Genomic DNA, 24,541 nt, shown 5'->3' on the forward strand with positions numbered 1-24,541 from the left:
GGAATATTTTTATATCCAATCGAAAACCATTTTTAAATACTTTTTTGATACCAGGATTGAATATAAACAATATCTCCAAATTTAGTTAAACCATATATAAAATATAACCAAAATAGCCAATGTATGTCAATGGAATAAATTGTGATCGTCTAAATTATTTTGCTGTTTTATTTTAATGAAGCGCATTTGCGGCAATTTTTTCCCATTCGGACCATCTTTTATCAGATTTGGCTCTGTTTGCTTTTTTGTATGGCGGTACTTTTTCCTTTATAAAAATGATCTGCGAACAATCCATTCATTTTATTAGTGCTTATTGTAATTTTTATCGTCTAAAAACGTCCCGCTGCGCGTCATTCTGTGCTATACTATACAAAAATACGCATAAAGCGAGGACTTTTACATGGCGAAAACATTGGTGCTGGCGGAAAAGCCATCCGTCGGCAGGGAATTGGCGCGGGTGCTGGGCTGCCGGCAGTCTTCCGGCGGGTATCTCTCCGGCCCGCAATATATCGTTACATGGGCATTGGGGCATCTGGTGGAGTTGGCGGAACCGGAGGCTTACGGGGACCAATACAAAACCTGGAGCATGGAAACACTGCCCATGCTGCCGGAGAAAATGGAATTGAAAGTCATTCCGGAGACGACCAAACAGTACGGCGTGGTGAAAAAGCTGCTGCACAGTCCGGAGGTCAGTTCTTTGATTATTGCGACGGACGCGGGACGGGAAGGCGAACTGGTAGCGCGTTGGATTCTGGAAAAGGCCGGGTTCCACAAGCCGATCAAGCGCCTCTGGATTTCTTCCCAGACGGATAAGGCCATCCGGGAAGGGTTTGCCAGGCTGCGGGACGGCAGGGAATATTATAATTTATATATGTCCGCGCAGTCGCGCGCGGAGGCGGACTGGCTGGTCGGTCTGAACGTCACGCGCGCGCTCACCTGCAAGTTTAACGCGCAGCTTTCGGCAGGTCGCGTACAGACGCCGACTTTGGCGCTGATTGTACACCGGGAGGAAGAAATCCGTAAATTCGTACCAAAGGATTATTACACCGTCAAGGCGGATTTGGGTAAGTTCTTCGCAGCCTGGCACGATCCCAAAAATCAGACGGGCATTTTTGACAAGGAAAAAGCGGAAGCCATTGCGCAGAAGGTCAAGGGTAAAACGTTTAAGATTACAGAGATCAAAAAGACCTTTGGGTCCACGCCGCCGCCGATGCTCTACGACTTGACGGAGCTGCAGCGCGACGCAAACAAATTGTACCAGTATTCTCCCAAGCAGACGCTGAACATCATGCAGCGGCTCTATGAAATGCACAAGGCGCTGACCTACCCGCGCACGGATTCCCGGTATCTGACGGCGGACATTGTGCCAACGCTGCAGGAGCGACTGCGCGCGGTGAACCACGGCGAGTTTTCCCCGATCGTCGGGGAGATTTTCCGCACCCGGAAGAGTATTTCACATAACTGCGTCAACAATGCCAAGGTGACGGATCATCACGCGATCATTCCGACGGAAGAACAGGTCAACCTGATGAGCCTGAATCTGGAGGAAAAACGTATTTATACGCTGGTGGTAAAGCGGTTCCTGACCTGCTTTTATCCCAGCTACGACTATAAAAAAATCCGTATTGAGCTGACGGCGGAAGGAGAGCGCTTCTCTGCCTCCGGACGCGAAATTCTTGAGCTGGGCTGGAAAAAGGTCACGACCGCACAGGAGGAGGACGAAGAGGAAGCGGCGGAACAGGTGCTGCCAAGCCTGAAACAGGGCGACGTCTTCCCGTGCAGAAACATACAGCTGAAAACCCTGAAGACCGCGCCGCCCGCCCGCTATACGGAGGCGACGCTGCTTTCCGCGATGGAAAATCCCTCCCGTTTTATCGAAGACAGGACAATGAAAGAATACATAGGGGGCGGCTTGGGAACGCCCGCCACCCGCGCGGATATTATTGAAAAGCTTTTCACTTCCTTTTATGTGGAGAAGAAAGGCAATTCGCTGGTGCCGACGTCAAAGGGTATGCAGCTGATTAATTTGGTCCCGCCGGATTTAAAGGAACCCCTGCTGACAGCCAAATGGGAAAAGCGGCTGGAAGGTATCAGTAAGGGTGCGGAAAACAAAAACGTCTTTATTAAGGAAATAAAGGGATATGCATCCTCTCTGGTGAAGACCGTTTCATCCAGCGAAGCGAAATATGTGCATGAAAACCTGACGCAGGAGGTCTGCCCTGAGTGCGGCAAACGATTGCTGATGGTCAACAGCAAAAAAGGGAAAATGCTGGTCTGCCAGGACCGAACCTGCGGATACCGGCGCAATGTGGTGGTGGAAACACGCGTGCGATGCCCTAACTGCCACAAGTTTATGGAGCTCTTTGGCGAAGGAGAAAAGAAAACCTTTGTCTGCCGCTGCGGCTTCCGTTCCAAAGCGGATAAATTGTTTGCCAATAAGGATAAGGACGCGAAAGCCAGCAAGCGGGATGTTCAGCAATATCTGGACAGCCAGAATAAGGAAGAAGGCGTCAGCGCGTTTGCCGCCGCGTGGGCGAAAAGCCTGGAAGAAGCAAAGAAGAAAAAATAACCTCCGGTTGGATTAAACAAATAATAATCCGGGCGATCCTTGCTATTTTCTATGCGATATTCTATAATAATAGCGGAGCGGGAAGTGATAGAATCGCTCTGAAGTGAGGAGGTATTATGATGAAACAATATGTGATTACAGTGGCGCGCGGATACGGCAGCGGCGGTAAAACCATCGGCAAAATGCTGGCGGAGGATTTGGGCGTCCATTATTACGATATGGAGCTGCTGCGGCTGGCCTCCGATGAAAGCGGCATCAACGAGCAGCTTTTTGCGAAGGCGGACGAGAAGCTGAAAACGCCGCTGTTGTTCAAAAACCGTAAGAGCATTTATACCGGCGAAATCATCCCGCCGGACAGCGAGGATTTCGTTTCTGATCAGAACCTGTTTAACTATCAGGCGAAAGTGATTCAAGATCTGGCGGATAAAGAGTCCTGTGTGATCATCGGACGCTGCGCGGACTATATCCTGCGGGATCGTGCCAATGTCGTTCGCGTATATGTGCACGCCCCGTTTGATTATTGTGTGGAAAAGACAATGGAGGTCCATCAGAATATGGACGAAGAGGAAGCGAAAAAATACATTCGCAAGATGGATAAGCGCCGCGGAGATTATTACCGGTATTTTACCGGACGCGATTGGCGCAACGCCGACAATTACGATCTGTGCCTTAACAGCAGCGATTTGGGCTGGGATAAATGTGTGGCGCTGGTAAAAGCGTATATGGAAATTAAATTGGCATAATAAAAAGGCGGAACCATACGGTTCCGCCTTTTTCCAGCTTTATATTTTCAGGCCCAGTTCATCCATCTTTTCACGCAGTTTGATGAAATCGTCAAACGCGTCCGGTTTGTTGTGCGGGTTGCGCAGCAGTGCCGCCGGGTGGAGCGTGGCCATCATCCAAACGCCGTTTTTCTCTGTAAAGACGCCGTGTTCTTTGGTGATTTTAAAATCCGGCCGAATGAGCTTCATGGCGGCAATGCGTCCCAGACAGACAATGATCTTCGGTTTGATCAGGTAAACCTGGTTGCGCAGCCATTCAATACAGGTTTCCTGTTCCTCCGGCAGCGGGTCGCGGTTGTGCGGCGGCCTGCATTTGACAATATTGGCAATGTAAATGTTTTTATGGCGGTCCAGATCGACGGCGGCAAGCATCTTATCCAGCAATTGACCGCTGCGTCCCACAAACGGCTCGCCCTTCAGGTCCTCCTGTTCGCCGGGACCTTCTCCGATAAACAGAACCTTGGAGTTTTTATTTCCCACGCCGAATACCAGATTGGTTCGTCCCTCACAGAGGCCGCATTTCCGGCAGCTCATGCAAACGGGTTCCAGTTCCTCCCATGTCTGATACATTTCCTCATCTCCTTTTGATGCAATGTGTACAGTATAGCATAAAATGTTCTGCCGGAAAAGACAGGAATTCCGTTGAAATTTCCTACATTCTGCGGTACAATAACGATAGTACACCGCCTGTTTGTACAATGGGAGGCAAAATTTAAAGAAGTAGGGAGACAATACTATGAAAATTATGGTTGAAACATCCGCGCGCCATGTGCATTTGACGCAGGAAGATTTGGATACATTGTTTGGAAAGGGTTATGAGCTGACGCCGAAAAAAGCGCTTTCTCAGCCGGGCCAGTTTGCCTGTGAAGAGAAGGTCGAGGTTGTCGGTCCCAGAGGCTCTTTAAAAATGTCCATCTTGGGTCCGATCCGTCCGGAGACACAGGTTGAAGTGGCGAAAACAGACGCCCGTGCGCTGGGAATTGACGCGCCGCTGCGCATGTCCGCCGATTTGGAGGGCACGCCTGGCTGCAAGATCATCGGACCGAAGGCGGAAATCACCATCGATCAGGGTGTAATTGTTGCAAAGCGCCATGCGCATTTCCCGCCTGACGACGCGGTGGCGTTTGGTGTAACGGACGGCGAGGCGATTCAGATCAAGCTGGGGTATAACGGCCGTTCCCTGATTTTAGGAGATGTGATCGCGCGCGTCAGCAAGACTGCCGGCCTGGCGGTCCACATCGATACGGATGAGGCGAACGCGGCCGGCCTGACCGGTACAGTTGACGGTGAGGTTATCGTAGGTTAAATAAGGTCATTTTTCACTGGAGTGAAGAAGATAAAGAGGAAGCCATGCGGAAATGCGCCGCATGGCTTCCTTGTTTGTTAAACTGTCCTGACTAAAATGATTAAAATTGGCCATTGTACGAGAGACAGATCGTTTTATAATAGAGGATATAAACGGTTTTCCGTTTAGGTCTTGTCTTGTTCATGAACGACACAAGTGAAAAGAGTACAACACGCCATCCAAACAGATTTATGGGAATGGCTTGGTTGTAATGCAAAAATGAACCAGACAGGAGAAAATGATTATGCAGGAAAACAGATATGAACTCAATAAGCAGCTGGCGCAGATGCTCAAGGGCGGTGTGATTATGGACGTCACCACACCGGAGCAGGCAAAGATCGCGGAGCAGGCGGGGGCCTGTGCCGTGATGGCCCTGGAACGCATCCCGGCGGATATCCGCGCAGCGGGCGGCGTATCCAGAATGAGCGATCCCAAAATGATCCAAGGCATTCAGCAGGCAGTTTCCATTCCCGTGATGGCGAAATGCCGCATTGGGCATTTTGTGGAGGCACAGATTCTGGAAGCGATCGAGATCGATTACATAGACGAAAGCGAAGTGCTTTCTCCGGCGGACGACGTATACCACATCGATAAGACAAAGTTCCGGGTACCGTTTGTCTGCGGCGCGAAGGATTTGGGGGAAGCGCTGCGCCGTATTGCGGAGAGCGCGTCGATGATCCGCACCAAGGGGGAACCGGGTACGGGCGATATTGTGCAGGCAGTCCGCCACATGCGCAAAATGAATGCAGAAATTGCCCGTTTGGCCTCCATGCGCGAAGAAGAGCTGTACGAAGCCGCAAAGGACCTGCGGGTTCCGTATCACCTGGTGCAGTTTGTGCATCAGAACGGCAGGCTGCCGGTGGTCAATTTTGCGGCTGGCGGTGTGGCAACGCCCGCGGATGCGGCGCTGATGATGCAGTTGGGCGCGGAGGGCGTGTTTGTCGGCTCCGGCATTTTTAAATCGGGAAATCCGGAGAAACGCGCGGCGGCGATTGTCAAAGCGGTAACCAATTATCAGACCCCGTCGATGCTGGCAAGCCTGTCCGAGGATCTGGGAGAGGCGATGGTTGGCATCAATGAGCAGGAAATCGAAGTGCTCATGGCGGAAAGAGGCCGGTAATGCGTATCGGTGTGTTGGCGGTCCAGGGTGCGTTTGCAGAGCACGAGGCCATGTTGGAGCAGTTGGGCGCAGAGGTTTTTGAAATCCGCCAAAAGCGCGATTTGGATCGGCCGTTTGACGGGCTGGTACTCCCCGGAGGGGAGAGCACGGTAATGAAGAAGTTACTGCGGGAGCTGGACCTGCTGGAACCGCTCAGGAGGAAGATAAAGGCTGGAATGCCCGTTCTGGCAACCTGTGCCGGACTCATCCTGCTGGCGGAGCGGTTGACCGGCGGAGAACCGCCCTGTTTTGCAACGCTGCCGGTCACGGTCAGGCGGAACGCTTATGGACGCCAGTTGGGCAGCTTTACACAGGAAGCGGAAGTGCGGGGGATCGGCCCCTTTCCAATGGCGTTCATCCGCGCGCCGTATGTTGAAGCGGTTCAGAACGGTGTGGAAGTGTTGGCGGCCGTACAGGGAAAAATGGTGGCCGTGCGTTATCAGAACCAGATCGGCCTGGCGTTTCATCCGGAGCTTTCCGGCAGGACGGATCTGCACCGTTTTTTTCTGGAACGGGTGAAGCAATATAAAAAGCAAGCATAAAAAACGCGGCCCTTACCGTTGAGGCAGGGCCGCGTTTTTATGCGATTATGGTTCTGTTTGTTTTTATCTGTGGAATTTTTCCACAATGTCCGTCACCGCGGCGATCACATAATCTGCCTGCTCGTCCGTCATAGTAGGATAGAGAGGTAAAGAAATAATACGTTCAAAATGCTTCTGGGCCATCGGGAAGTCGTTGTCCTGATAACCGAACCGGTTTTTATAGGCCGACATGTTGTGCACCGGGATGAAATGTACGCTGGTGCCCACGTTCCGCTCGTTCAGCTCCACGATGAACTGGTCACGGCCGATGGTTAGCAGCTCCGGTACAATACGCAGGACGTACAGATGCCAGCAGTGTGTGGCATAATCAGGCACAAACGGCGGATCGAGCGCGTCGATTTTACTGAAAGCCTCCTGGTACTTCGCGGCGATCTTCAGTCTTGCCGCCTGCATTTCCTCCATGCGGGAAAGCTGTACCAGACCCAATGCGGCCTGCAGATCGAACATGTTGTATTTGAAGCCGGGCTCCGCGATGTCGTATTTCCAGGTACCGCCCTTCGCATAGCGGTTCCATGCGTTATGGCTCATGCCCTGGCCGACCAGAATGCGTGCCTTTTCGTCGATTTTATCGTCGTCGGTGACCAGCATGCCCCCGTCGCCGGTACATAAATTTTTGGTGGCGTAAAAGCTGTAACAGGCGGCGCCGGGCAGCTTGTTGCCGATTAAACGGCCCTTGTATCGGCTCCAAAGCGCATGCGCCGCATCCTCGCTGACAAACAGGCCGTGTTGGTCGGCGATATTGTAGATGCGGTCCAGGTCGCAGACCTGCCCACTGTAGTGAACAGGAACGATGGCCCTGGTTTTCGGGGTGATTTTCGTTTCGATCTCGTCCGGGTCGATGCAGCCGGTGCGGTAGTCGATATCCGCAAAGACGGGTGTGGCGCCGGTGTGAAGGATCGTATTTGCGGTGGACGCGAACGTCATCGGGGTGGTGATGACTTCATCCCCCGGGCCGATATTCTGCGTCATCAGCGCCACGTGCAGCGCCGCGGTGCAGGAATTGACAGCTACAGCGTGCTTCGCTCCCAAATATGCGGCGAACTCCTTTTCAAAACGGTTGGTGCGCGGGCCCTTGGCAATCCAGCCGGATTTCAGGGTATCCACAACCTCGTTGATTTCTGCGTCTGTGATGTCCGGGACATTATAGGGAATAAAATTCTCCCTTTTTTTAAAATTGCTCATGCATGTTTAGCCTCGTTTTCATTCAAAATTGGGGGCTGCCAGCCTTGCGCCTGCAAACCGCCGTATACGGTTTTAACAATATTTATGGATAAATCATAATACGATTGATATTTATTGTCAACACTAATTGCATGCCGAAAGATTGACTAAAAAGGGCCATAGAGATATAATGTAATGGAATAAATTGTGAAAGGAAACTGTCAAATTGTATAATAATGGCGGTTTCATTTTGTGATCATAGAAAAGGGGCTTTTGTGTGGCAGATACCAGCAGCGGCGCGTTTTTTGCGCACCCCAGCGCCTGCGTGGACGAAGGCGCGCAGATTGGGGAAGGGACAAAAGTGTGGCATTTCTGTCACATCAGCCGCGATACCGTCATAGGCCGGAATTGTACGTTTGGCCAGAATGTCTTTGTAGCGCCGAATGTCAGAATCGGGAACTTCTGCAAAATTCAGAACAATGTTTCGGTTTACGACGGCGTGGAGTTGGAAGACTATGTGTTCTGCGGGCCGTCCATGGTGTTCACCAATGTGCAGCGGCCGCGGTGCAAATATCCGCAGACCGGCCATGCGTTCTATGTGCGCACACCGATCGGAGAGGGCGCCAGCATCGGCGCGAACGCGACCATCGTCTGCGGCCACCGGATCGGGAAGCATGCGTTTATCGCGGCGGGCAGTGTAGTGACAAAAGACGTTCCCAATCACGCGATCATGATGGGCGTTCCTGCAAGACAGCACGGCTGGGCCTGTGAATGCGGTGCGACGCTGGACAAGTCCCTGGCCTGCCCCAGTTGTGAAAGACGTTACATTCAGGGCCCGGACGGCCTTGAGGAGGAAAACAGATAGATGAAGAAAATTCAATTTAACGACCTGGCGGCGCAGTACGCACATCTGAAAAAGGAAATTGACGCCGGAATGGCGGAGGTGCTGAGCGGCTGCCATTTCATATCCGGCCCGCACGTGGAGCAGCTGGAAAAGGAGCTGTGCGCTTATACAGGCATGAAATACTGTGTGACGGTTTCCAGCGGTACAGATGCTTTATTGATGCCCCTGATGGCGAAAAATATCCGCGAGGGGGATGCGGTCTTTGTGCCGGGCTTCACCTTCTTTGCAACGGCGGAGGTGGTGAGCCTGACGGGCGCGACGCCGGTATTTTGTGACATTGATCCGGAAACCTTTATGATTGATCCGGAATCCCTGAGCATCCAGATTGAAAGGGTGCTACGGGAGGGAAAGCTCACCCCCAGAGCGGTGATCCCCGTGGACCTGTTCGGCGAGCCTGCGGATTATCCGGCGATTGAAAGAATTTGCAGGGAGCACGGCCTCTTTGTAATGGAGGACGCCGCACAGGGTTTTGGCGGCGCGATCAACGGCAAGCGCGCCTGCTGTTTCGGCGACGTATCGGCCACCAGCTTTTTCCCGGCAAAGGTGCTGGGCTGCTATGGCGACGGCGGCGCGATTTTTACAAACGACGAGGAGATGTACCAGGCGCTGGTTTCCATTCGTGTGCATGGCAAAGGCTCCTATAAATATGAGAATGTCCGGCTGGGATTGAACGCACGGCTGGATACGCTGCAGGCGGCGATTCTGCTTCCGAAACTCCGCGCACTGGATGAGGAAATAAAAGTCCGCAATGCAATGGCGGACCGCTATGCGGAGAGGCTGCAGGGAATTGTAGAGCCGCAGCGCATCCTGGACGGGTATTTTTCCAGCTTTGGGTATTATACCCTTAAGGCGAAGGACGCAGCCCAGCGGGAAGTCATTTTAACTGCTTTGAAGGAGCAGGGAATCCCCTCCATGATTTATTACCCCATTCCGTTGCATCTGCAGAAGGTATATGCGCCGCTCGGGTATAAAAGGGGCGACCTGCCGGTCTGCGAGGACCTGTGCGACCGGGTGTTCAGCCTGCCGATGCACGGCTATCTGACCCGGAAAGAAGTCGATCAAATCTGCGACGTGATTCAGAAAACCGTCGCGCATCAATAAATATGAAGTAAGGTAGGTATGAAGGATGTCTGATGTGAAAAAGCAAATGCTGGATAAAATTGCGGACAAGACCGCGGTAATCGGAATTGTCGGCCTCGGCTATGTGGGACTGCCGCTTGCAACGGAATTTGCAAAATCCGGTTACAAGACCATTGGTTTCGACGTACAGGACGCAAAGGTACAGTCCGTCAACGAGGGGCACAATTACATCGGCGACATTGTGGACGATGTGTTTAAAGCAGTCGTGGAGTCCGGCAAGCTTTCCGCTACGTCCGACTTCTCGTTCATCAAGGATGTGGACGCAGTCGCCATTTGCGTACCGACGCCGCTGGACAAGTACCAGCAGCCGGACATCAGCTATGTGAAGGGTTCCACAGAGTCCGTGGCGAAGTATATGCATCCGGGCATGCTGATCGTTTTGGAATCCACGACTTATCCGGGTACGACGGAGGAGCTGCTCCAGCCGATCCTGGAGGCAAGCGGCCTAAAATGCCAGGAAGACTTTTATCTGGCGTTTTCTCCGGAGCGCGTGGACCCCGGCAACAAGCAGTATAAAACGAAGAACACGCCGAAAGTCATCGGCGGCGTGGGCAAGGACTCCACCGAGGTGGCTGCTGAACTGTACCGCAATGTGCTGGAGGGCGGCGTCCATGAGGTATCCTCCCCGGCGGTCGCCGAAATGGAGAAGCTGTTGGAAAATACCTACCGCAACATCAATATTGGTTTGGCGAACGAAATGGCGATCATCTGCAACCGCATGGGGATCAACGTCTGGGAGGTCATCGACGCGGCAAAAACGAAGCCGTACGGCTTCCAGGCATTTTATCCGGGCCCGGGCCTGGGCGGCCACTGTATTCCGCTCGATCCCTTTTATCTGGCCTGGAAGGCGCGCGAGTTTGATTACCATACCCGCCTGATCGAGACCTCCGGCGAGATCAACACCGCCATGCCGGAGTATGTCGTCGACCGCGCCATGAAGGTGCTGAACAAAAATAAAATTGCCATGAACGGTGCGAAGGTGCTGGTGCTTGGCGTGGCCTACAAGCCGGACATCGACGACTACCGCGAAAGTCCGGCGCTGAACGTGATCGACCGCCTGAATGAGCAGGGCGCGGTGACCACCTTCTATGATCCGTATATCCCGGAATATAAACACAAGGGCGCCGTGCATACCGGCGCGAAGGAGCTGACCGACGCCATGCTGCAGGAGGCGGACATTGCGATCATCTGCACCGACCACGCGTGCTTTGATTACGACCGCATCCAGAAGCTGAGCAGCGAGGTTTTTGATACCAGAAACGCAATGAAAAATGTTGCGGACCGTTCCAATATTGAACTGCTTTAATTTTCTTTCGCTGGAATCCCCCCGTTTCACACAACGGGGGGATTTTGCGGAATAGATCGGGATTGGAAAATCTGTGAAATATGACTGAAAAAGGATGTTAGTGATGAAGAAACTTCGTTTTGCTTTGATCGGCTGCGGCCGTATTTCCAAGAACCATATCGTCGCCGCGGCGAAAAACGCGGAGCTTTGTGAGCTGGCAGCGGTTTGCGATCCGGTTGCGGAGCGCGCGGAACAAAAGGCGGCAGAATATGAGGAGCTGATGGGCGTCCGCCCGGCGGTCTATACGGATTATAAAAAGATGCTGCAGGAGGCGGAGGTGGACTGCTGCGCCATTGCGACGGAGAGCGGTTACCACGCGGCCATTGCGCTGGACTGCATTCGCGCGGATAAAAACGTACTGATTGAAAAGCCGATGGCGCTTTCCACTGCGGATGCGGAGCAGATGATTCAGGAGGCGAAGGAACACGGCGTCACCCTCGGCGTTTGCCACCAGAACCGGTTCAACGATCCGATCCAGCAGCTGCACCGCGCACTGGAGGACGGGCGTTTTGGCAAGCTGGTCAACGGAACCGCGCGGGTTCTCTGGAACCGCACCATGCCGTACTATCAGCAGGCGCCGTGGCGCGGCACCTGGGCGCAGGATGGCGGCACCTTGATGAACCAGTGCATCCACAACATTGACCTGCTGCAGTGGAGCCTCGGCGGCGCGCCGGACACGGTGATGGCGATGACAGGCAATTTCCTGCGCGATATTCAGGCGGAAGACTTTGGCGCAATTTTGATCCGCTTTAAAAATGGCGCGATTGGCATCGTAGAGGGTACAGCCTGCGTGTATCCGAAGAATCTGGAGGAGACGCTCTCCGTTTTCGGCGAGACGGGCGCGGCGGTCATCGGCGGCCTGGCGGTCAACCGTGTGGAAACCTGGAAGTTTGCCGAGCCGGCGCCGCAGGATGAAGAGGTTGCTCAGCTGGTCGGTACGGATCCCAAAAACGTCTATGGAAGCGGCCATACCGCGCTGTACAGAAACTATATCGAGGCGATCAACAGCGGAAAAGAGCCGCTGGTCAGCGGCGCGGAGGGCATGAAGGCGATGAAGATTATTCTGGCCGCGTACCAGTCGCAGAAGACCGGTCTGCCGGTCAATTTCGACGGCCTGCAGTTTTCCACGCTGGATATGCAGGACGCCGATGTGCGCTACCAGAGAGGATAAGAGATGAAGATTGTTACAGTAGTCGGCGCAAGGCCGCAGTTTGTAAAGGCTTCGGTCGTCTCCGAAGCGCTGAAAAGCGTATGTGAGGAAGTGTTGGTTCACACCGGACAGCACTACGATAAAAATATGTCCGATGTCTTTTTTGAAGAGCTTGGTATCCCGCGTCCGGCGTACAACCTGGGCGTTGGATCTGGTTCTCACGGCCATCAGACCGGCGAGATGCTCATGAAGATTGAAGACGTGCTTTTGCAGGAAAAGCCCGATGTGATGCTGGTGTATGGAGATACCAATTCCACGCTGGCCGGCGCGCTGGCGGCGTCCAAGCTGCATATCCCCGTGGCGCACGTGGAAGCGGGTCTGCGTTCCTACAACATGCGCATGCCGGAAGAACAGAACCGCGTGCTGACGGACCACATCTCTAAATGGCTGTTCTGCCCCACACAGACGGCGGCGGACAACCTGAAGAAAGAGGGCGTTACATGCGGCGTGGAGATCACCGGAGACGTGATGCTCGATTCAGTCCTGCACTTTTTAGAGGTGGCGAAACAAAATCCACAGAAGACGGCCGTTTTTGCACAGCTGGGCATTCAGCCAAGGCAGTACCGCCTTGCGACTTTGCACCGCGCGGAGACGACGGATGGCGGGCTGGAAGCCATTCTGCGCATTTTCCGTGCCTTTGAGCAGCTTCCGCAGCGAGTGGTGCTGCCGATTCATCCGCGCACCCGCCCGCTCGCGGAGCGCGCGATTACAGAGGGCGGCTTCCGCAATATCCAGCTGATCGACCCGGTCGGATATTTGGAGATGCTGCTTCTGACCTCCAATGCCTGCCAGGTTTTGACCGATTCCGGCGGCCTGCAGAAGGAAGCGTGGTTTATGGAGGTTCCCTGTGTTACCCTGCGCAAGGAAACCGAGTGGGTGGAGACGCTGGCGGGTGGCTGGAATGTCCTTGCGGACCTCACCACAGAGGATATTCTGAAAAAAGCGCTGCATACGCAGGCAGACGCGGCGGCGCGCGGTAAAATGCCGTTCGGCGACGGGAAGGCCAGCGTGAAGATTGCCAATGCTCTGAAAAAAGATGCGGAGTGATTCATTTTGAATATCATATATATCAACCACTATGCGGGGTCCGACCGCCACGGCATGGAGTACCGGCCCTATTTTATGGCGAAACGCTGGGTGGAAGCGGGCCATCAGGTGACCATTGTCGCCAGTTCGTTTTCCCATCTGCGAACCAAAAACCCGGATATGCAGGGGCAAAAGACCAAAGAAGAATGGTACAACGGCGTCCGTTATTTTTGGATTGACGGGCCGTCGTATCAGGGAAACGGGCTGGGGCGCATTAAAAATATGCTCTCCTTTCTGCACGGGTTGAAAAAATACCGGACGGAGATTGTCAAAGGGGAAAAGGCCGACGCGGTGATTGCTTCTTCCACCTATCCGCTGGATATTTACCCTGCGCGCAAGCTCGCCCGTCAGTACGGCGGCCTGCTGATCTATGAAGTACATGACCTCTGGCCGCTTAGTCCGATTGAGCTGGGCGGGATGAGCCCGCGTCATCCGTATATCATGCTGATGCAGAAAGCGGAGAACGACTGTTACAAATACAGCGATTATGTGGTTTCCCTGCTGCCCTGCGCGGAAGCGCACATGAAGGAGCACGGTCTGGCCGACGGCAAATTCATCTATGTACCGAATGGAATCGTCAAGGAGGATTGGGAACAGGAGCCGCATAATCCGCTGGTTTATGCGAATGTTTTGCAGAAGTATCGACAAGACGGCTGGTTTCTGATCGGTTATACGGGTGCGCACGGCATTGCCAACGGGCTGGATAGCCTGGTCGAAGCGGGCAGGGAGCTGAAAGGGAAGAAAATTAAGTTGATCCTGGTCGGTCAGGGTCCGGAACGTGACCGTCTGGTGCAAAAAGTGAAAGACCTTCACTTGGAGGAGAATGTGGAGCTGCTTCCCGCGGTCAAACGGGATGCTGTGCCGGAGTTGTTGGCGCAATTCGACGCGTTATATGTTGGGTTGCAGCGTCAGCCCCTATTCCGTTTTGGCGTCAGTCCGAACAAGTTGATGGATTACATGATGGCGGGAAAGCCTGTGATCTTTGCCATCGACGCGGGCAACGACATGGTGGCCGACGCGGGCTGCGGCGTGTCCATTGAGCCGGAGGACAGCGCCGCGATTGCGCGCGCCGTGGCACAGTTGTCCGATTTGTCAAAAGAAGAGCTGGAAGAGATGGGGCGGCGTGGTAAAGCTTATATTTTAAAGCATCATGAATACAATGTCCTGGCACAACAGTTCCTGAATGTGTTTACCTTGCCTGTAAAAGAAAAAAAGTGATCGGCCAACAGCAGGAACAGCGGCGGACCGCGTTCCTGCTGCTTTCGTAATCACTAAAAATAAAAATAGTTAAGTGTTCTTCGTTTCTGAGCGCGTTCTGGTTAGCCTGGCTGAAAAAGGATTTTTTGTTACATTCAAGGGTGGAAAATCCAGCGGTTTTCTCAATATAATAAAAAATTTGTTTCAGGGGGTTTACAAATGGAAAATCCTGTGCTATTATAACATCAAGAACAGTAATTATTACTAAAAACAGATGGACGATAGCTCTTGACGGAAGAGGAGGTTTGAAAAGTAAAATGGAAAAAAGACAGAACTTCAGCCGCAAGAGAGAGGCCATTTTGGCGGCGATCCGCGGCACAAAAGTTCATCCCACTGCGGAATGGGTTTACCAGCAGCTAAAACCTGCGTATCCGGATTTAAGCCTGGGTACGGTCTATCGGAATATCTCTCAGTTTAAAAATGACGGCGTAATCATCAGCGTTGGGGTTGTAAACGGTCAGGAGCGGTTCGATGGGGATTTGAAACCGCATACACATTTTATTTGCACAAGCTGCGGCGCGGTGATCGATATTCCCGGTGAGTTTATCAGCCAGCGAGTCAATAAACAAGTGGCGCAGGAGCATGGCCTGCAGGTGGAAAGCAATGAAGTGATTTTCCGCGGAACTTGTTCGGAGTGCTTACAAAGACATTGAGTCTTTATAAATAATTTATATTATCTGATATGGAGGAAATGGTCATGAAAAAATTTGTATGTTCTGTATGTGGTTATGTGCATGAAGGCGAGACTGCGCCGGATTTTTGCCCGCAGTGCAAAGCGCCGAAGGAAAAGTTTGTAGAGAAGGTAGAAGGCGCTTCCTTTACCTGTGAGCATGAGGTCGGCGTGGCTTCCGGCTGCGATAAAGAGGTCTATGAGGGCCTTGTGGCAAACTTTAACGGCGAGTGCTGTGAAGTGGGCATGTATCTTGCGATGAGCCGTCAGGCGGAGCGCGAAGGCTATCCGGAGGTTGCGGATGCATTCAAGAGATATGCGCTGGAAGAGGCGGAGCATGCGGCAAAATTCGCGGAGCTTCTGGGTGAAGTGCTGACCAACAGTACCAAGAAAAATCTGCAGATGCGCGCGGAAGCGGAAGCGGGCGCCTGCGATGGCAAGTTCCAGATTGCAAAGCGTGCGAAGGAGCTGGGCTATGATGCGATTCATGACACTGTGCATGAGATGGCGAAGGATGAGGCCCGTCACGGCGCCGGCTTTAACGGCCTGCTGAAGAGATACTTCGCGGACTAAATCAATACATATTCTCTGAAATTGAGATTCATTAGAGAATGGCCCCGGACAGATTTTGTCCGGGGCTGTTTTCATTTCATTTTCTCAATTTGCCGCAAAATGGTTGCAGAGGTTCTTTTTATCGTCTATACTAATGGAAGTTTTCATTTTTGTCCGGAGAGAGGGAAGACTGAAAAGAGACTGTATAAAAATGGTTCCGGATGTGCGGCTTGCTCCGGTTCCGGGAATATGAACATTGGAGGAATATATGGATTCACTGGTACAAATGATTGTCGATGCGCTCAGCAGTTCCGCTTCCAGAGAGTTGATTATTTTTTTGATCTCCATGATGCCGATCTTGGAACTTCGCGGAGGAATTCTTGCAGCAAGCCTGCTGCAAGTTGATTGGCTCCGTGCGATGATAATTTGCTTTGTTGGAACAATTTTGCCGATTCCTTTTATTTTGCTGTTCATTCGACAGATTCTGGAATGGTTGAAAAACACCAGGCTGGTCAAGCTGGTCCATAAATTGGAGGAGAAGGCCGAGCGGAAAAGCAAATCGATTGAAAAGTACAAGACGTTGGGGTTGTTTTTATTTGTCGCTATCCCACTGCCGGGAACCGGCGCATGGACGGGCGCGTTGGTAGCGGCCTTGATTGGCATGCGGTTTAAGCACGCGATGACGTCTGTTGTTCTTGGTACGCTGACTGCGGATGTTATCATGGTAATCTTGTCTTACGGCTTGTTGGGCGCAATTTTATAAAATTGATCAGAGGCAGGGAAAAGCATGCGGGACTTGTATGATATTGTGGTAGTGGGCGGCGGCGCGTCAGGCCTGGCGGCGGCGTTGTCTGCATCCATGCGGGCGGAACAGATGAAACAGCCGCTGCGGCTGGTACTTTTGGAAGGAAACGCGCGCGTTGGCAAAAAGCTGCTTGCAACCGGCAACGGCCGCTGTAATCTGACCAATAAGGAGACTTCTCCCGCGCATTACCATGGAGACAGGAAACTGGCCGCGTCTGTACTGGAGCAGTACCCGCCCAAGAGAATTATTAAATTTTTTCAAGAGCTGGGCCTGCTTTGCCGGGAGCTGGATGAGGGAAGAATTTATCCCTATTCCCTGCAGGCGGCTTCTGTTTTGGACATCCTCCTTCAACAGACGGAGCAGTACGGTGTAGAGATTCTCTGTGATTGCCCGGTCAGCCGTGTGATCCGGCAGAAAAATGGTTTTACGCTGTTTTCAAATGAACAAACAATACAAGCCCGCCGTGTGATCCTGGCAACCGGCGGGCTTGCGTATCCGCAGCTGGGCGCAAATGACAGCGGACATCGTATGGTGCAGGCATTAGGCCACAGTGTGACGCCCCTGTATCCGGCGCTGGTGCAGATGAAGACGGAACCAAAGCGGGCCAAGCCCCTCAAGGGGATGCGCAGTATGGCGGAAGCGATTCTGTGGCGCGATGGAAAAGAGCTGCAGAGATCAGCTGGGGAAGTGCAGTTTACCGAACATGGCCTTTCCGGTATCTGTATATTTGAGCTTTCCCGCAATGTGGAGCCGTTGCTGCAGAGAAAAAGGAAGTTAGAAGTGACTTTGGATTTGCTGCCGGAATATACGGAACAATCGATTTTTCAAATGCTGTGCAAAACAGCAGAAAAACTGCCGCAATTGCCGGGGGCCGACCTTATGAGTGGATTGCTTAATAAAACGGTTGGACGCGAGATTCTACGTTTGGCGGTTTCGGATATTCCCCAGACGGCTTATGGTTTCCGTACTGGACAGCTTCGCTCGGCAGCGCGAATGGCAAAGGTGTTCCGTTTTCCCATTACAGGCGTAATGCCTTGGAGCAGCGCACAGGTTACGGCGGGCGGCGTGCCTTTGCAGGAACTTTGCATGAATACGATGGAGTCCAATCGATGCAAGGGACTTTATCTGACAGGAGAACTGCTGAATATTGACGGGGACTGCGGCGGATTCAATCTGCATTGGGCGTGGAGTACAGGGCTGTTGGCGGGCAATTCCTGCGCGGCCTCTTTAGAGAAAAAATGTTGATGCGGAGGGGACAGGATTGAACTACAGGATTTCAGAGATTGCGCTTCCGCTGGATGGGACCATGGACGATTTGCAGGTTTTGACAGCAAAGCGGTTGGGTGTTACACCGGGAGAAGTGAAACGTCTGCGGCTTTGGAAAAAGTCGGTGGACGCCAGGAAAAAAAGCGATGTGCATTTCAGCTGTACGGTCGAATGTGAATGTGCGCGCCTGCGCAGCAGAGGGGATCGGAAAATCCATGAGGCGCTTTCGTATCGATATGAACTTCCTCAGAGCCGTCCTATGCCGGTTCGGCCGGTGGTAGTAGGGTTTGGTCCTGCCGGCCTTTTTGCCGCACTGATTTTGGCGCAGGCGGGACAAAGACCCATTGTTTTGGAGCGCGGTCAGGCGGTGGAAGATCGTGCAAAAGCGGTGGAGCAGTTTTGGCAGACAGGGAACCTGGATCCACAGAGCAACGTACAGTTTGGCGAAGGCGGTGCGGGAACATTTTCCGATGGAAAGCTGAATACAGGCACAAAGGATAAACGCGCCAGAAAAGTTCTGGAAGAATTTGTTGCGGCAGGGGCTCCGGAGGAAATTTTATATGAAGCGAAACCGCATATTGGAACCGACCGCTTGCCCGGCGCAGTCCGGCAGATTCGGGAAACCATTTGCCGTTTGGGCGGCACGGTCCGTTTTGATTCCACGGTTGTGGATTTTTTGGCAAAGGATGGCTGTATAACAGGCGTGCAGGTACAGCCGCGGACCGGCGAAGCTTATGTGTTGGAAGCGGAAACCGTAATTCTGGCGGTGGGACACAGCGCGCGGGACACGTTCTTTCGGTTGGATCAGATGAAAATCCCCATGCAGCCAAAGCTGTTTTCGGTCGGTGCGCGCATCGAGCATCCGCAGGCGCTCATAAATCGGGCGCAATATGGCAAATTTGCAGAGCATCCGGCATTGGGCGCGGCAGATTATAAACTTGCAGTCCATTTACCCAGCGGCAGGGGCGTATATACCTTTTGCATGTGTCCCGGCGGAAGCGTCGTGGCGGCCGCCAGCGAGGCTGGGCGGCTGGTGACAAACGGTATGAGCAATTTTGCACGCGATGGGCAGAATGCCAATGCGGCGCTTTTGGTGGGCGTTGGCCCGGAGGATTACGGCGACGATTCCCCGCTGGCGGGTGTGCAGTTTCAGAGACATCTGGAAGAACGCGCTTATCAGTTAGGCGGGGGCGCATATGCGGCGCCGGTGCAGAGGGCGGAGGACTTTTTGCAGCGGCGTGCATCTAAGAGATTGGGAACGGTGCAGCCAACCTATCGGCCGGGCGTCCAACCGTGTTCCCTGGACCATTGCCTTCCTGAAACAATCGCGGATTCCATGCGGCAGGGGATTCTGCAAATGGATCGCTATCTGCACGGTTTTGCATACCCGGACGCAGTACTGACAGCGGTGGAAAGCCGCAGTTCTTCCCCGGTCCGGATTTTGCGGGACGAAGTGTACCAGTCGCCGCTGCTCCGGGGGTTTTATCCCTGCGGAGAAGGGGCCGGATATGCGGGCGGTATCATCTCCGCCGCGGTGGACGGCATCCGCTGTGCCGAAAAGGTGTTGGAACAGACGTTTTGATGGAGAGAAGCATAAAACGGACAGCTCAATATGGAACCGCAACTTACAAGATAGTCAAATGGATGAAGTTCAAATTGTTTAAACGGCCGAAAGGGCTTGTTGTCTGTACAGTACAGGCAGCAGGCCCTTTCTCTTTGCTTTGATATGTCTGTTGTTGCGTAAAAAGTTATAACAAAAGAGTGACGGTTTGCCCGTTTGGCATTACAAAACTTTAACTGTCCTTTCATGGGAGAACTTGCTATAATGTAGTCGAATCAGAACAAAATGACAATATCTTGTGGGAGAGACGCATATGAAAAGGGCGAAATATGTCAGAAAAAACAAAAGAAGACTGCGTACGACGGCAACGGCATTTGCCGTTTTGGCCCTGTTTGCAGTGTTCTCCGGGACTTGCCTGGGATTAAGCAAGTCTATTGAAAATACAGAGGTGGTAGGGGTTTCCCAGTCTGTTCAAAACATGCTGCATGCCGCAGCTGTCCCGACGCAGAAGCTGCCGGACCTTACGATCCTTCCAGAAAGAAATCCTTCTTCAACGCCGGAGGAAAAGCCGCTTGAGCCGGAAGCTCCGCCTGCGCAACAGTATGATGTTCTTCCCAATGATCCCTATCCGTTGCTGTATGCAGCGAAGGTGGAGCAGGAAAAGGTCGATCCCAAAGACCGGGTTGCTTACCTGACCTTTGATGACGGCCCATCAAGCTTGACCATCCCATTGCTGGATGTGTTGGATCAATATAATGTAAAGGCGACATTTTTTGTGGTTGGAAAGACGGATGAGGAGAGCCTCAATGCAATGAAGGAAATCGTCAAACGAGGGCACACCATTGCGGTCCACACCTATACGCATGATTACAAAAAAATATATACTTCCGTTGACGCGTATCTGGAGGATTTTGCAAAGATACATAAACTGATCAAAGATACGACCGGTGTGAATACGGCCTTGTACCGGTTTGCGGGAGGCAGCATCAATTCCTACAACAAGCAGACCGCAAAAGCGATTATAGCGGAAATGAGCCGCCGTGGATATGTCTATTTTGATTGGAACGTCGATTCAGGAGACGCGACCCGGAACAATACGGAGAGCCAGATTTACAGTCATGCGGTCAACGACAGCAAGCGCTTTTCCAGGCCCGTGATCCTGTGCCATAATACGGACGCCAAGAAAGCGACGCTCAATCAGATGCCGAAGATCATAGAAGCGCTCCAGAAATCCGGATACCGGTTCGATGTCTTAAGACCGGAAACAAAACCGGTGGTCTTTCACATTCCTGAAGATTGAATAAAAATGCCATCCACTTAAAAGGCGGATGGCATTTTTGTATTGTATGTTGGACTGAGCAGCTGCAGATGATTCCATGCGAAGGTGCAGTTATCCGTTCATTTTTCCGGACCGGTATTCCGCAAGGAGCAGGTCGACGATACGGCCGTAGCTTTTAATGCCGTCTTCCTGACGGTTGGCTTTTAAATAAGCGTTGTTGACCTGAGTTGCCGTTTCCGAAAGGGGACCTTCAAACTGCTTCCAGTAGGCGGAGTTGGCCTGCAGATCCAGCCGGACGCCTTCGTTCAGCGTCGACGCGATTTCCTGAGCGGCCTGCGGATCTTCTCCATAAAGTGCGTTGGACACGTAGCGGTAGGAGAGCATTTTCCCGGAATACTGGAAGTCCGGATCATCACTGGCAGCGCAGGCCAGCGTTGCGATGAAATTCGCCTCGTCCTCGCGCATAAAGCCGTTTAGATGTGCCAGCTCGTGGCACATGGTTGCTGGTATAGCGTATGGAGGGATGTCTATATTGACGTTAGCCTCCATGGTAAAAGGAATAAAGATGCCGGTAGTATCGCAAGCGGACATCACCCGTGAGAAAAAGACGGGCTTTGGCCCGCCAAAATTGCCGCTGAGGAGCGGGTACTCCCGCCCGGCGGCGTTCATGGCGGACTGCGCGCGCCGGCTGACGGTGTGAATACCGGGCGCGTCCAGCTTCATGACTCCGGTATCGTCGGTTTTTACCTGGCTGCGAAGGGCGTTGACATCAGCAGCCAGTTTTTCACAAAGCGATTCCAGTTCTTCCACATTGGCGGGCTGAATGGATAAACCGGAGGTTTCCGCAAAGGTGTACCGGTGATAATTGATGCCGCAGGTAATGGTAAATAAAAAGAACAAGCAGGAAACGGCGCAGAGCGGTTGTATGACAAAATAAGTCATAGCCGTTTTGCGCTTTTGGTTTGCCCGTTTTACTTTTATGAATGCAAAGACCAGATAAATCAATATGGCGGGAATCAGAAGAACGGCCAGCGCTTCTGCGATGGAAAATGGAACGAGAGAAGAGAGAAAATTTCCCCAGTAAGCCAGAATGCGGTACGGATATATGGCGTACCATTCGGCAAAGGCGGGAATTTGAATTGCCAGCATCATCAAAGCAGCGGCAGGAATCAAAAAAAGAAGCATATACCATCTGCCTGATGAACCGGTTTTTTTAGATGGAAGCATAAGTAAAGAAGTCTTCCTTTCTGTAGCATTTTCCTAATTGTAACACAGAAAGAAGAGATGTGATACAGAAAAAAGCAAACCACTCCATTACAAAGAAAAAATGAGTCACTATGCATCGGCTAAATTTTTTGTCGATGGGACTCGATATTTCCAACTCGACATAAAAACAGGCAAAGAATGTATTATCATTTTTAAAGAATCTTTAACATTCTATGAACCTGAATCTAATGAAAACTTAGCAACTAAATAAGAATGATTGGTAGGATGGCTCAGATGACAATTGAAAATATCATGATGCTTTTATGTGGTTTGGGGCTCTTTTTGTATGGCATGAAGCTGATGGGCGAAGGTCTGGAACTCACGGCGGGTTCCCGGCTGAAAAGTATGATTGAGAGGCTTACAACCAATAAGTACATGGGTGCGCTGATCGGTTTGGCGGTTACGGCGGTGATTCAAAGCTCCTCCGCCACCACGGTAATGGTGGTTGGCTTTGTGAACGCGGGGCTGATGAATCTGGCGCAGGCAGTGGGCGTGATTATGGGCGCCAATATCGGTACTACGGTCACCGGCCTGATGATTGCAATTAAGCTGAACAGCTTGGCGCCGATTGCCATTTTCCTGGGCGTCATCATGATGATGTTTTGCAAAAAAACCAATCATAAGCATGTTGGCCAGATTATCTGCGGCTTTGGCATCCTGTTTTTCGGCATGACTGTGATGAGCACGGCGATGGAACCGCTGAGCGAATCTGAATTCTTCCGCAACCTGTTTATCCAGCTGCAGAATCCGCTGCTGGGACTGCTGGTGGGTTTGGCGTTCACGGCTTTAATCCAGAGTTCTTCTGCGTCTCTCGGCGTTTTGCAGGCGTTGGCGGCGTCCGGGGCGATTACGCTGAATTCCGCGGTTTATGTGATTTACGGGCAGAATATCGGTACCTGCGTGACGGCGATCCTGGCCTGTGCGGGTGCGACAAAGACCGCGAAGCGCACAGCGACCGTTCATCTGCTTTTTAATGTGATCGGCGCGACGATGTTTACCTTGCTGACCATGTGGACGCCGTTTGTTGATTTGGTGCAAACGATGGCGCCGGGCAACATCCTGATGCAGATTTCTATTGTGCATATTTTCTTCAACGTGGTGACGACCGCCATCCTCCTGCCGCTGAGCAGATATCTGGTCGATCTGGCCTGCAAGGTTATTCCGGGCGAAGACCGCCAGCAGGAGGCGCTGCACTTGGAGTACCTGGACCAGCGTATCCTGAACACCCCTCCGATCGCGGTTGCACAGGTAATCAAAGAGGTGGAGCGTATGGCCCGTCTGGCGCGCACCAATTTTCTCAACAGCATGGACGCACTGTTTCAGAAAGACGAGGCGAAGCTCAAAGAAATTGAAGAAAACGAAGTTGTACTGAACTTCTTGAATCAGAAGATAACGGAATATCTGGTGCAGATCAACGGCCTTGATTTGCAGGACCCGGACCGCCAGGTCATCGGCGCGCTGTTCCATGTTGTCAGTGATTTTGAACGCGTGGGAGATCACAGTACAAATATCGGTGAGATGGCGCAGATTGTAATCAATGGGAAGGCGAATCTGAGTGAAACAGCTACCCAGGAGCTGGAGCATATGCAGCAGCTGGTCATCACCATTTTTGACGATTCAGTCCGCCTGTTTTTAAACGGCGGAAGAAATACAGAACTGGCATTCCAGGTAAACCGAATTGAAGAAACGATCGATTCGGAGACGGATCGTTTAAAAGATAATCATATTCAGCGCTTGAACAATGGGACCTGTACGCCGCAGTCCGGCGCAGTCTATAACGATATGCTCATGAATCTGGAGCGAATCGCAGACCATGCGACCAATATTGCGTTCTCCACAGAGAGCATTCCGAATCTGCCGGCTAAAGGACTGGTGAGCGCCTAAAAGAAAACAGGGCTTTCTGCTTGGAACAGAAGCCCTGTTTTTTAAGTGTAAACGGTACGCTACCCGTTGCTATAAAGAAATAAAAATGGTACAATACTATTCTACAAAAAAGCGGCTGCACGGAGCAAAAAGGAGACGGCTTTTATGAAATGGTATATGAAACAGGAGACAGGGGCAGGAAAAGACCTCTTTACCGTTTATGACGCCTGCTGCGATCCGGTTTACCGCCTGACGGGAGAGCTGCAGACCCTTGGGGGGAAGGTCCGTCTATGTGATGAGGGAAACCGTGAGCTCGCCAGAATCACACATATGGGGTTGGCGGGCATCTCCCGTTATACAATTTTGATAGGGGAAAAAGAATGTGCCCGTGTTTTGCAGAATCTGGCGTCCAGCAAAACGCCTTACCGGATCAGGGGGATCGACTGGCGTTTGCGTGGCGACGTTTCCATGCGTTCCTTTGATGTTGTAGACGCAGATGATGCCGTTGTAATGTCGCACGGGCGTTGCTGGGAAGCCTGCGGCGAATCCTTTGCGATCGACGTTGAAAATGCGGCAGACGATCTGCTGTGTATCTGCATCGCCGCGGTCATCGACAGCAGCGCGCTGGCGGGTGCGGCGGTCGCGCTGCCGGTCAGTTGAAACCCATTGACAAAAAAGGCTTGAAATGGCATACTATAAAAAGTTATTTTAAAAAGAAA

22 protein-coding genes are annotated in these 24,541 nt (G+C 52.2%); 19 read left to right on the top strand and 3 right to left on the bottom strand.

What is annotated here, in order from left to right:
• Window positions 1-400: 400 nt before the first annotated feature.
• Together I4V53_RS10835 and I4V53_RS10840 are read left to right on the top strand one after the other, a co-directional pair.
• Entirely contained in the window at window positions 401-2,569 is a 2,169-nt protein-coding gene (locus I4V53_RS10835) for a DNA topoisomerase III (protein WP_195985714.1), read from the top strand.
• Window positions 2,570-2,688: 119 nt separating this feature from the next.
• Complete coding sequence (locus I4V53_RS10840; RefSeq protein WP_195985715.1) at window positions 2,689-3,312, top strand: cytidylate kinase-like family protein; 624 nt, start codon at window positions 2,689-2,691, stop codon at window positions 3,310-3,312.
• Window positions 3,313-3,351: 39 nt separating this feature from the next.
• Here the strand turns inward: I4V53_RS10840 and I4V53_RS10845 are convergent, their stop codons facing one another.
• Window positions 3,352-3,921, bottom strand: coding sequence for a uracil-DNA glycosylase (locus tag I4V53_RS10845; protein ID WP_195985716.1), 570 nt, complete (start codon window positions 3,919-3,921; stop codon window positions 3,352-3,354).
• Between the two features lie 166 nt (window positions 3,922-4,087).
• On the opposite strand from I4V53_RS10845, the gene I4V53_RS10850 reads away from it, so the two are divergent.
• The 3 genes from I4V53_RS10850 (at window position 4,088) to pdxT (ending at window position 6,397) form a co-directional block, all read left to right on the top strand.
• Window positions 4,088-4,657, top strand: coding sequence for a phosphate propanoyltransferase (locus I4V53_RS10850; RefSeq protein ID WP_195985717.1), 570 nt, complete (start codon window positions 4,088-4,090; stop codon window positions 4,655-4,657).
• Between the two features lie 283 nt (window positions 4,658-4,940).
• The gene (gene pdxS / locus I4V53_RS10855; protein ID WP_195985718.1) at window positions 4,941-5,816 is read left to right on the top strand and encodes a pyridoxal 5'-phosphate synthase lyase subunit PdxS; all 876 of its coding nucleotides are present in this window, start codon (window positions 4,941-4,943) and stop codon (window positions 5,814-5,816) included.
• Entirely contained in the window at window positions 5,816-6,397 is a 582-nt protein-coding gene (gene pdxT / locus I4V53_RS10860) for a pyridoxal 5'-phosphate synthase glutaminase subunit PdxT (RefSeq protein ID WP_195985719.1), read from the top strand. Before pdxS ends, pdxT begins: the two co-directional genes overlap by 1 nt.
• 63 nt (window positions 6,398-6,460) lie before the next feature.
• On the opposite strand, the gene I4V53_RS10865 is transcribed toward pdxT, so the two are convergent.
• Window positions 6,461-7,639: a DegT/DnrJ/EryC1/StrS family aminotransferase gene (locus tag I4V53_RS10865; protein WP_195985720.1), complete on the bottom strand. Its 1,179-nt coding sequence runs from the start codon at window positions 7,637-7,639 to the stop codon at window positions 6,461-6,463.
• Window positions 7,640-7,895: 256 nt separating this feature from the next.
• Here I4V53_RS10865 and I4V53_RS10870 point away from each other — a divergent pair, with 256 nt between their 5' ends.
• The 12 genes from I4V53_RS10870 to I4V53_RS10925 all read left to right on the top strand — a co-directional run bounded on the left by I4V53_RS10870 (window position 7,896) and on the right by I4V53_RS10925 (window position 20,714).
• The gene (locus I4V53_RS10870) at window positions 7,896-8,483 is read left to right on the top strand and encodes an acyltransferase (RefSeq protein ID WP_195985721.1); all 588 of its coding nucleotides are present in this window, start codon (window positions 7,896-7,898) and stop codon (window positions 8,481-8,483) included.
• Complete coding sequence (locus I4V53_RS10875) at window positions 8,484-9,623, top strand: DegT/DnrJ/EryC1/StrS family aminotransferase (protein ID WP_195985722.1); 1,140 nt, start codon at window positions 8,484-8,486, stop codon at window positions 9,621-9,623.
• Window positions 9,624-9,648: 25 nt separating this feature from the next.
• Window positions 9,649-10,968, top strand: coding sequence for a nucleotide sugar dehydrogenase (locus I4V53_RS10880; protein WP_195985723.1), 1,320 nt, complete (start codon window positions 9,649-9,651; stop codon window positions 10,966-10,968).
• Between the two features lie 103 nt (window positions 10,969-11,071).
• Window positions 11,072-12,178, top strand: coding sequence for a Gfo/Idh/MocA family protein (locus I4V53_RS10885; protein ID WP_195985724.1), 1,107 nt, complete (start codon window positions 11,072-11,074; stop codon window positions 12,176-12,178).
• 3 nt (window positions 12,179-12,181) lie between these two features.
• Window positions 12,182-13,264 carry a non-hydrolyzing UDP-N-acetylglucosamine 2-epimerase gene (gene wecB / locus I4V53_RS10890; protein ID WP_195985725.1) on the top strand — a complete coding sequence of 361 codons (1,083 nt, stop codon included), beginning with the start codon at window positions 12,182-12,184 and terminating at the stop codon, window positions 13,262-13,264.
• Window positions 13,265-13,270: 6 nt separating this feature from the next.
• Window positions 13,271-14,521, top strand: a complete 1,251-nt coding sequence (locus I4V53_RS10895; RefSeq protein ID WP_195985726.1) for a glycosyltransferase family 4 protein — start codon at window positions 13,271-13,273, stop codon at window positions 14,519-14,521.
• 296 nt (window positions 14,522-14,817) lie between these two features.
• Window positions 14,818-15,213: a Fur family transcriptional regulator gene (locus I4V53_RS10900; protein WP_195985727.1), complete on the top strand. Its 396-nt coding sequence runs from the start codon at window positions 14,818-14,820 to the stop codon at window positions 15,211-15,213.
• A 44-nt stretch (window positions 15,214-15,257) separates the two neighbouring features.
• A complete protein-coding gene (locus I4V53_RS10905; protein ID WP_050698519.1) occupies window positions 15,258-15,803 on the top strand; it encodes an NADH peroxidase in 546 nt (181 codons plus the stop codon).
• 247 nt (window positions 15,804-16,050) lie between these two features.
• A complete protein-coding gene (locus I4V53_RS10910) occupies window positions 16,051-16,545 on the top strand; it encodes a COG2426 family protein (RefSeq protein ID WP_195985728.1) in 495 nt (164 codons plus the stop codon).
• 24 nt (window positions 16,546-16,569) lie between these two features.
• Window positions 16,570-17,832, top strand: coding sequence for an aminoacetone oxidase family FAD-binding enzyme (locus I4V53_RS10915; RefSeq protein ID WP_195985729.1), 1,263 nt, complete (start codon window positions 16,570-16,572; stop codon window positions 17,830-17,832).
• A gap of 16 nt (window positions 17,833-17,848) precedes the next feature.
• Window positions 17,849-19,435, top strand: coding sequence for an NAD(P)/FAD-dependent oxidoreductase (locus tag I4V53_RS10920; RefSeq protein ID WP_353616515.1), 1,587 nt, complete (start codon window positions 17,849-17,851; stop codon window positions 19,433-19,435).
• Window positions 19,436-19,727: 292 nt separating this feature from the next.
• Complete coding sequence (locus I4V53_RS10925; RefSeq protein ID WP_286167117.1) at window positions 19,728-20,714, top strand: polysaccharide deacetylase family protein; 987 nt, start codon at window positions 19,728-19,730, stop codon at window positions 20,712-20,714.
• 90 nt (window positions 20,715-20,804) lie between these two features.
• Here I4V53_RS10925 and I4V53_RS10930 read toward each other — a convergent pair whose 3' ends face one another.
• Entirely contained in the window at window positions 20,805-21,878 is a 1,074-nt protein-coding gene (locus I4V53_RS10930; RefSeq protein ID WP_195985730.1) for a DUF3810 domain-containing protein, read from the bottom strand.
• A 315-nt stretch (window positions 21,879-22,193) separates the two neighbouring features.
• Between I4V53_RS10930 and I4V53_RS10935 the strand changes: the two genes are divergently transcribed.
• Together I4V53_RS10935 and I4V53_RS10940 are read left to right on the top strand one after the other, a co-directional pair.
• A complete protein-coding gene (locus tag I4V53_RS10935; RefSeq protein ID WP_195985731.1) occupies window positions 22,194-23,843 on the top strand; it encodes a Na/Pi cotransporter family protein in 1,650 nt (549 codons plus the stop codon).
• 144 nt (window positions 23,844-23,987) lie between these two features.
• Window positions 23,988-24,482, top strand: coding sequence for an LURP-one-related family protein (locus I4V53_RS10940; RefSeq protein ID WP_195985732.1), 495 nt, complete (start codon window positions 23,988-23,990; stop codon window positions 24,480-24,482).
• The last annotated feature ends 59 nt before the right edge of the window (window positions 24,483-24,541 follow it).

Origin of the sequence: Clostridium sp. D33t1_170424_F3 (assembly GCF_015667585.1) — a bacterium.
GTDB lineage: Bacteria > Bacillota > Clostridia > Oscillospirales > Acutalibacteraceae > Anaeromassilibacillus.

Bases quoted from the DNA above. Each gene is read 5' to 3' on its own strand.
- I4V53_RS10835 (WP_195985714.1), top strand. From the start codon at position 401: ATGGCGAAAACATTGGTGCTGGCGGAAAAGCCATCCGTCGGCAGGGAA.
- I4V53_RS10840 (WP_195985715.1), top strand. From the start codon at position 2,689: ATGAAACAATATGTGATTACAGTGGCGCGCGGATACGGCAGCGGCGGT.
- I4V53_RS10845 (WP_195985716.1), bottom strand. From the start codon at position 3,921: ATGTATCAGACATGGGAGGAACTGGAACCCGTTTGCATGAGCTGCCGG.
- I4V53_RS10850 (WP_195985717.1), top strand. From the start codon at position 4,088: ATGAAAATTATGGTTGAAACATCCGCGCGCCATGTGCATTTGACGCAG.
- pdxS (WP_195985718.1), top strand. From the start codon at position 4,941: ATGCAGGAAAACAGATATGAACTCAATAAGCAGCTGGCGCAGATGCTC.
- pdxT (WP_195985719.1), top strand. From the start codon at position 5,816: ATGCGTATCGGTGTGTTGGCGGTCCAGGGTGCGTTTGCAGAGCACGAG.
- I4V53_RS10865 (WP_195985720.1), bottom strand. From the start codon at position 7,639: ATGAGCAATTTTAAAAAAAGGGAGAATTTTATTCCCTATAATGTCCCG.
- I4V53_RS10875 (WP_195985722.1), top strand. From the start codon at position 8,484: ATGAAGAAAATTCAATTTAACGACCTGGCGGCGCAGTACGCACATCTG.
- I4V53_RS10880 (WP_195985723.1), top strand. From the start codon at position 9,649: ATGTCTGATGTGAAAAAGCAAATGCTGGATAAAATTGCGGACAAGACC.
- I4V53_RS10885 (WP_195985724.1), top strand. From the start codon at position 11,072: ATGAAGAAACTTCGTTTTGCTTTGATCGGCTGCGGCCGTATTTCCAAG.
- wecB (WP_195985725.1), top strand. From the start codon at position 12,182: ATGAAGATTGTTACAGTAGTCGGCGCAAGGCCGCAGTTTGTAAAGGCT.
- I4V53_RS10900 (WP_195985727.1), top strand. From the start codon at position 14,818: ATGGAAAAAAGACAGAACTTCAGCCGCAAGAGAGAGGCCATTTTGGCG.
- I4V53_RS10905 (WP_050698519.1), top strand. From the start codon at position 15,258: ATGAAAAAATTTGTATGTTCTGTATGTGGTTATGTGCATGAAGGCGAG.
- I4V53_RS10910 (WP_195985728.1), top strand. From the start codon at position 16,051: ATGGATTCACTGGTACAAATGATTGTCGATGCGCTCAGCAGTTCCGCT.
- I4V53_RS10915 (WP_195985729.1), top strand. From the start codon at position 16,570: ATGCGGGACTTGTATGATATTGTGGTAGTGGGCGGCGGCGCGTCAGGC.
- I4V53_RS10925 (WP_286167117.1), top strand. From the start codon at position 19,728: ATGAAAAGGGCGAAATATGTCAGAAAAAACAAAAGAAGACTGCGTACG.
- I4V53_RS10930 (WP_195985730.1), bottom strand. From the start codon at position 21,878: ATGCTTCTTTTTTTGATTCCTGCCGCTGCTTTGATGATGCTGGCAATT.
- I4V53_RS10935 (WP_195985731.1), top strand. From the start codon at position 22,194: ATGACAATTGAAAATATCATGATGCTTTTATGTGGTTTGGGGCTCTTT.
- I4V53_RS10940 (WP_195985732.1), top strand. From the start codon at position 23,988: ATGAAATGGTATATGAAACAGGAGACAGGGGCAGGAAAAGACCTCTTT.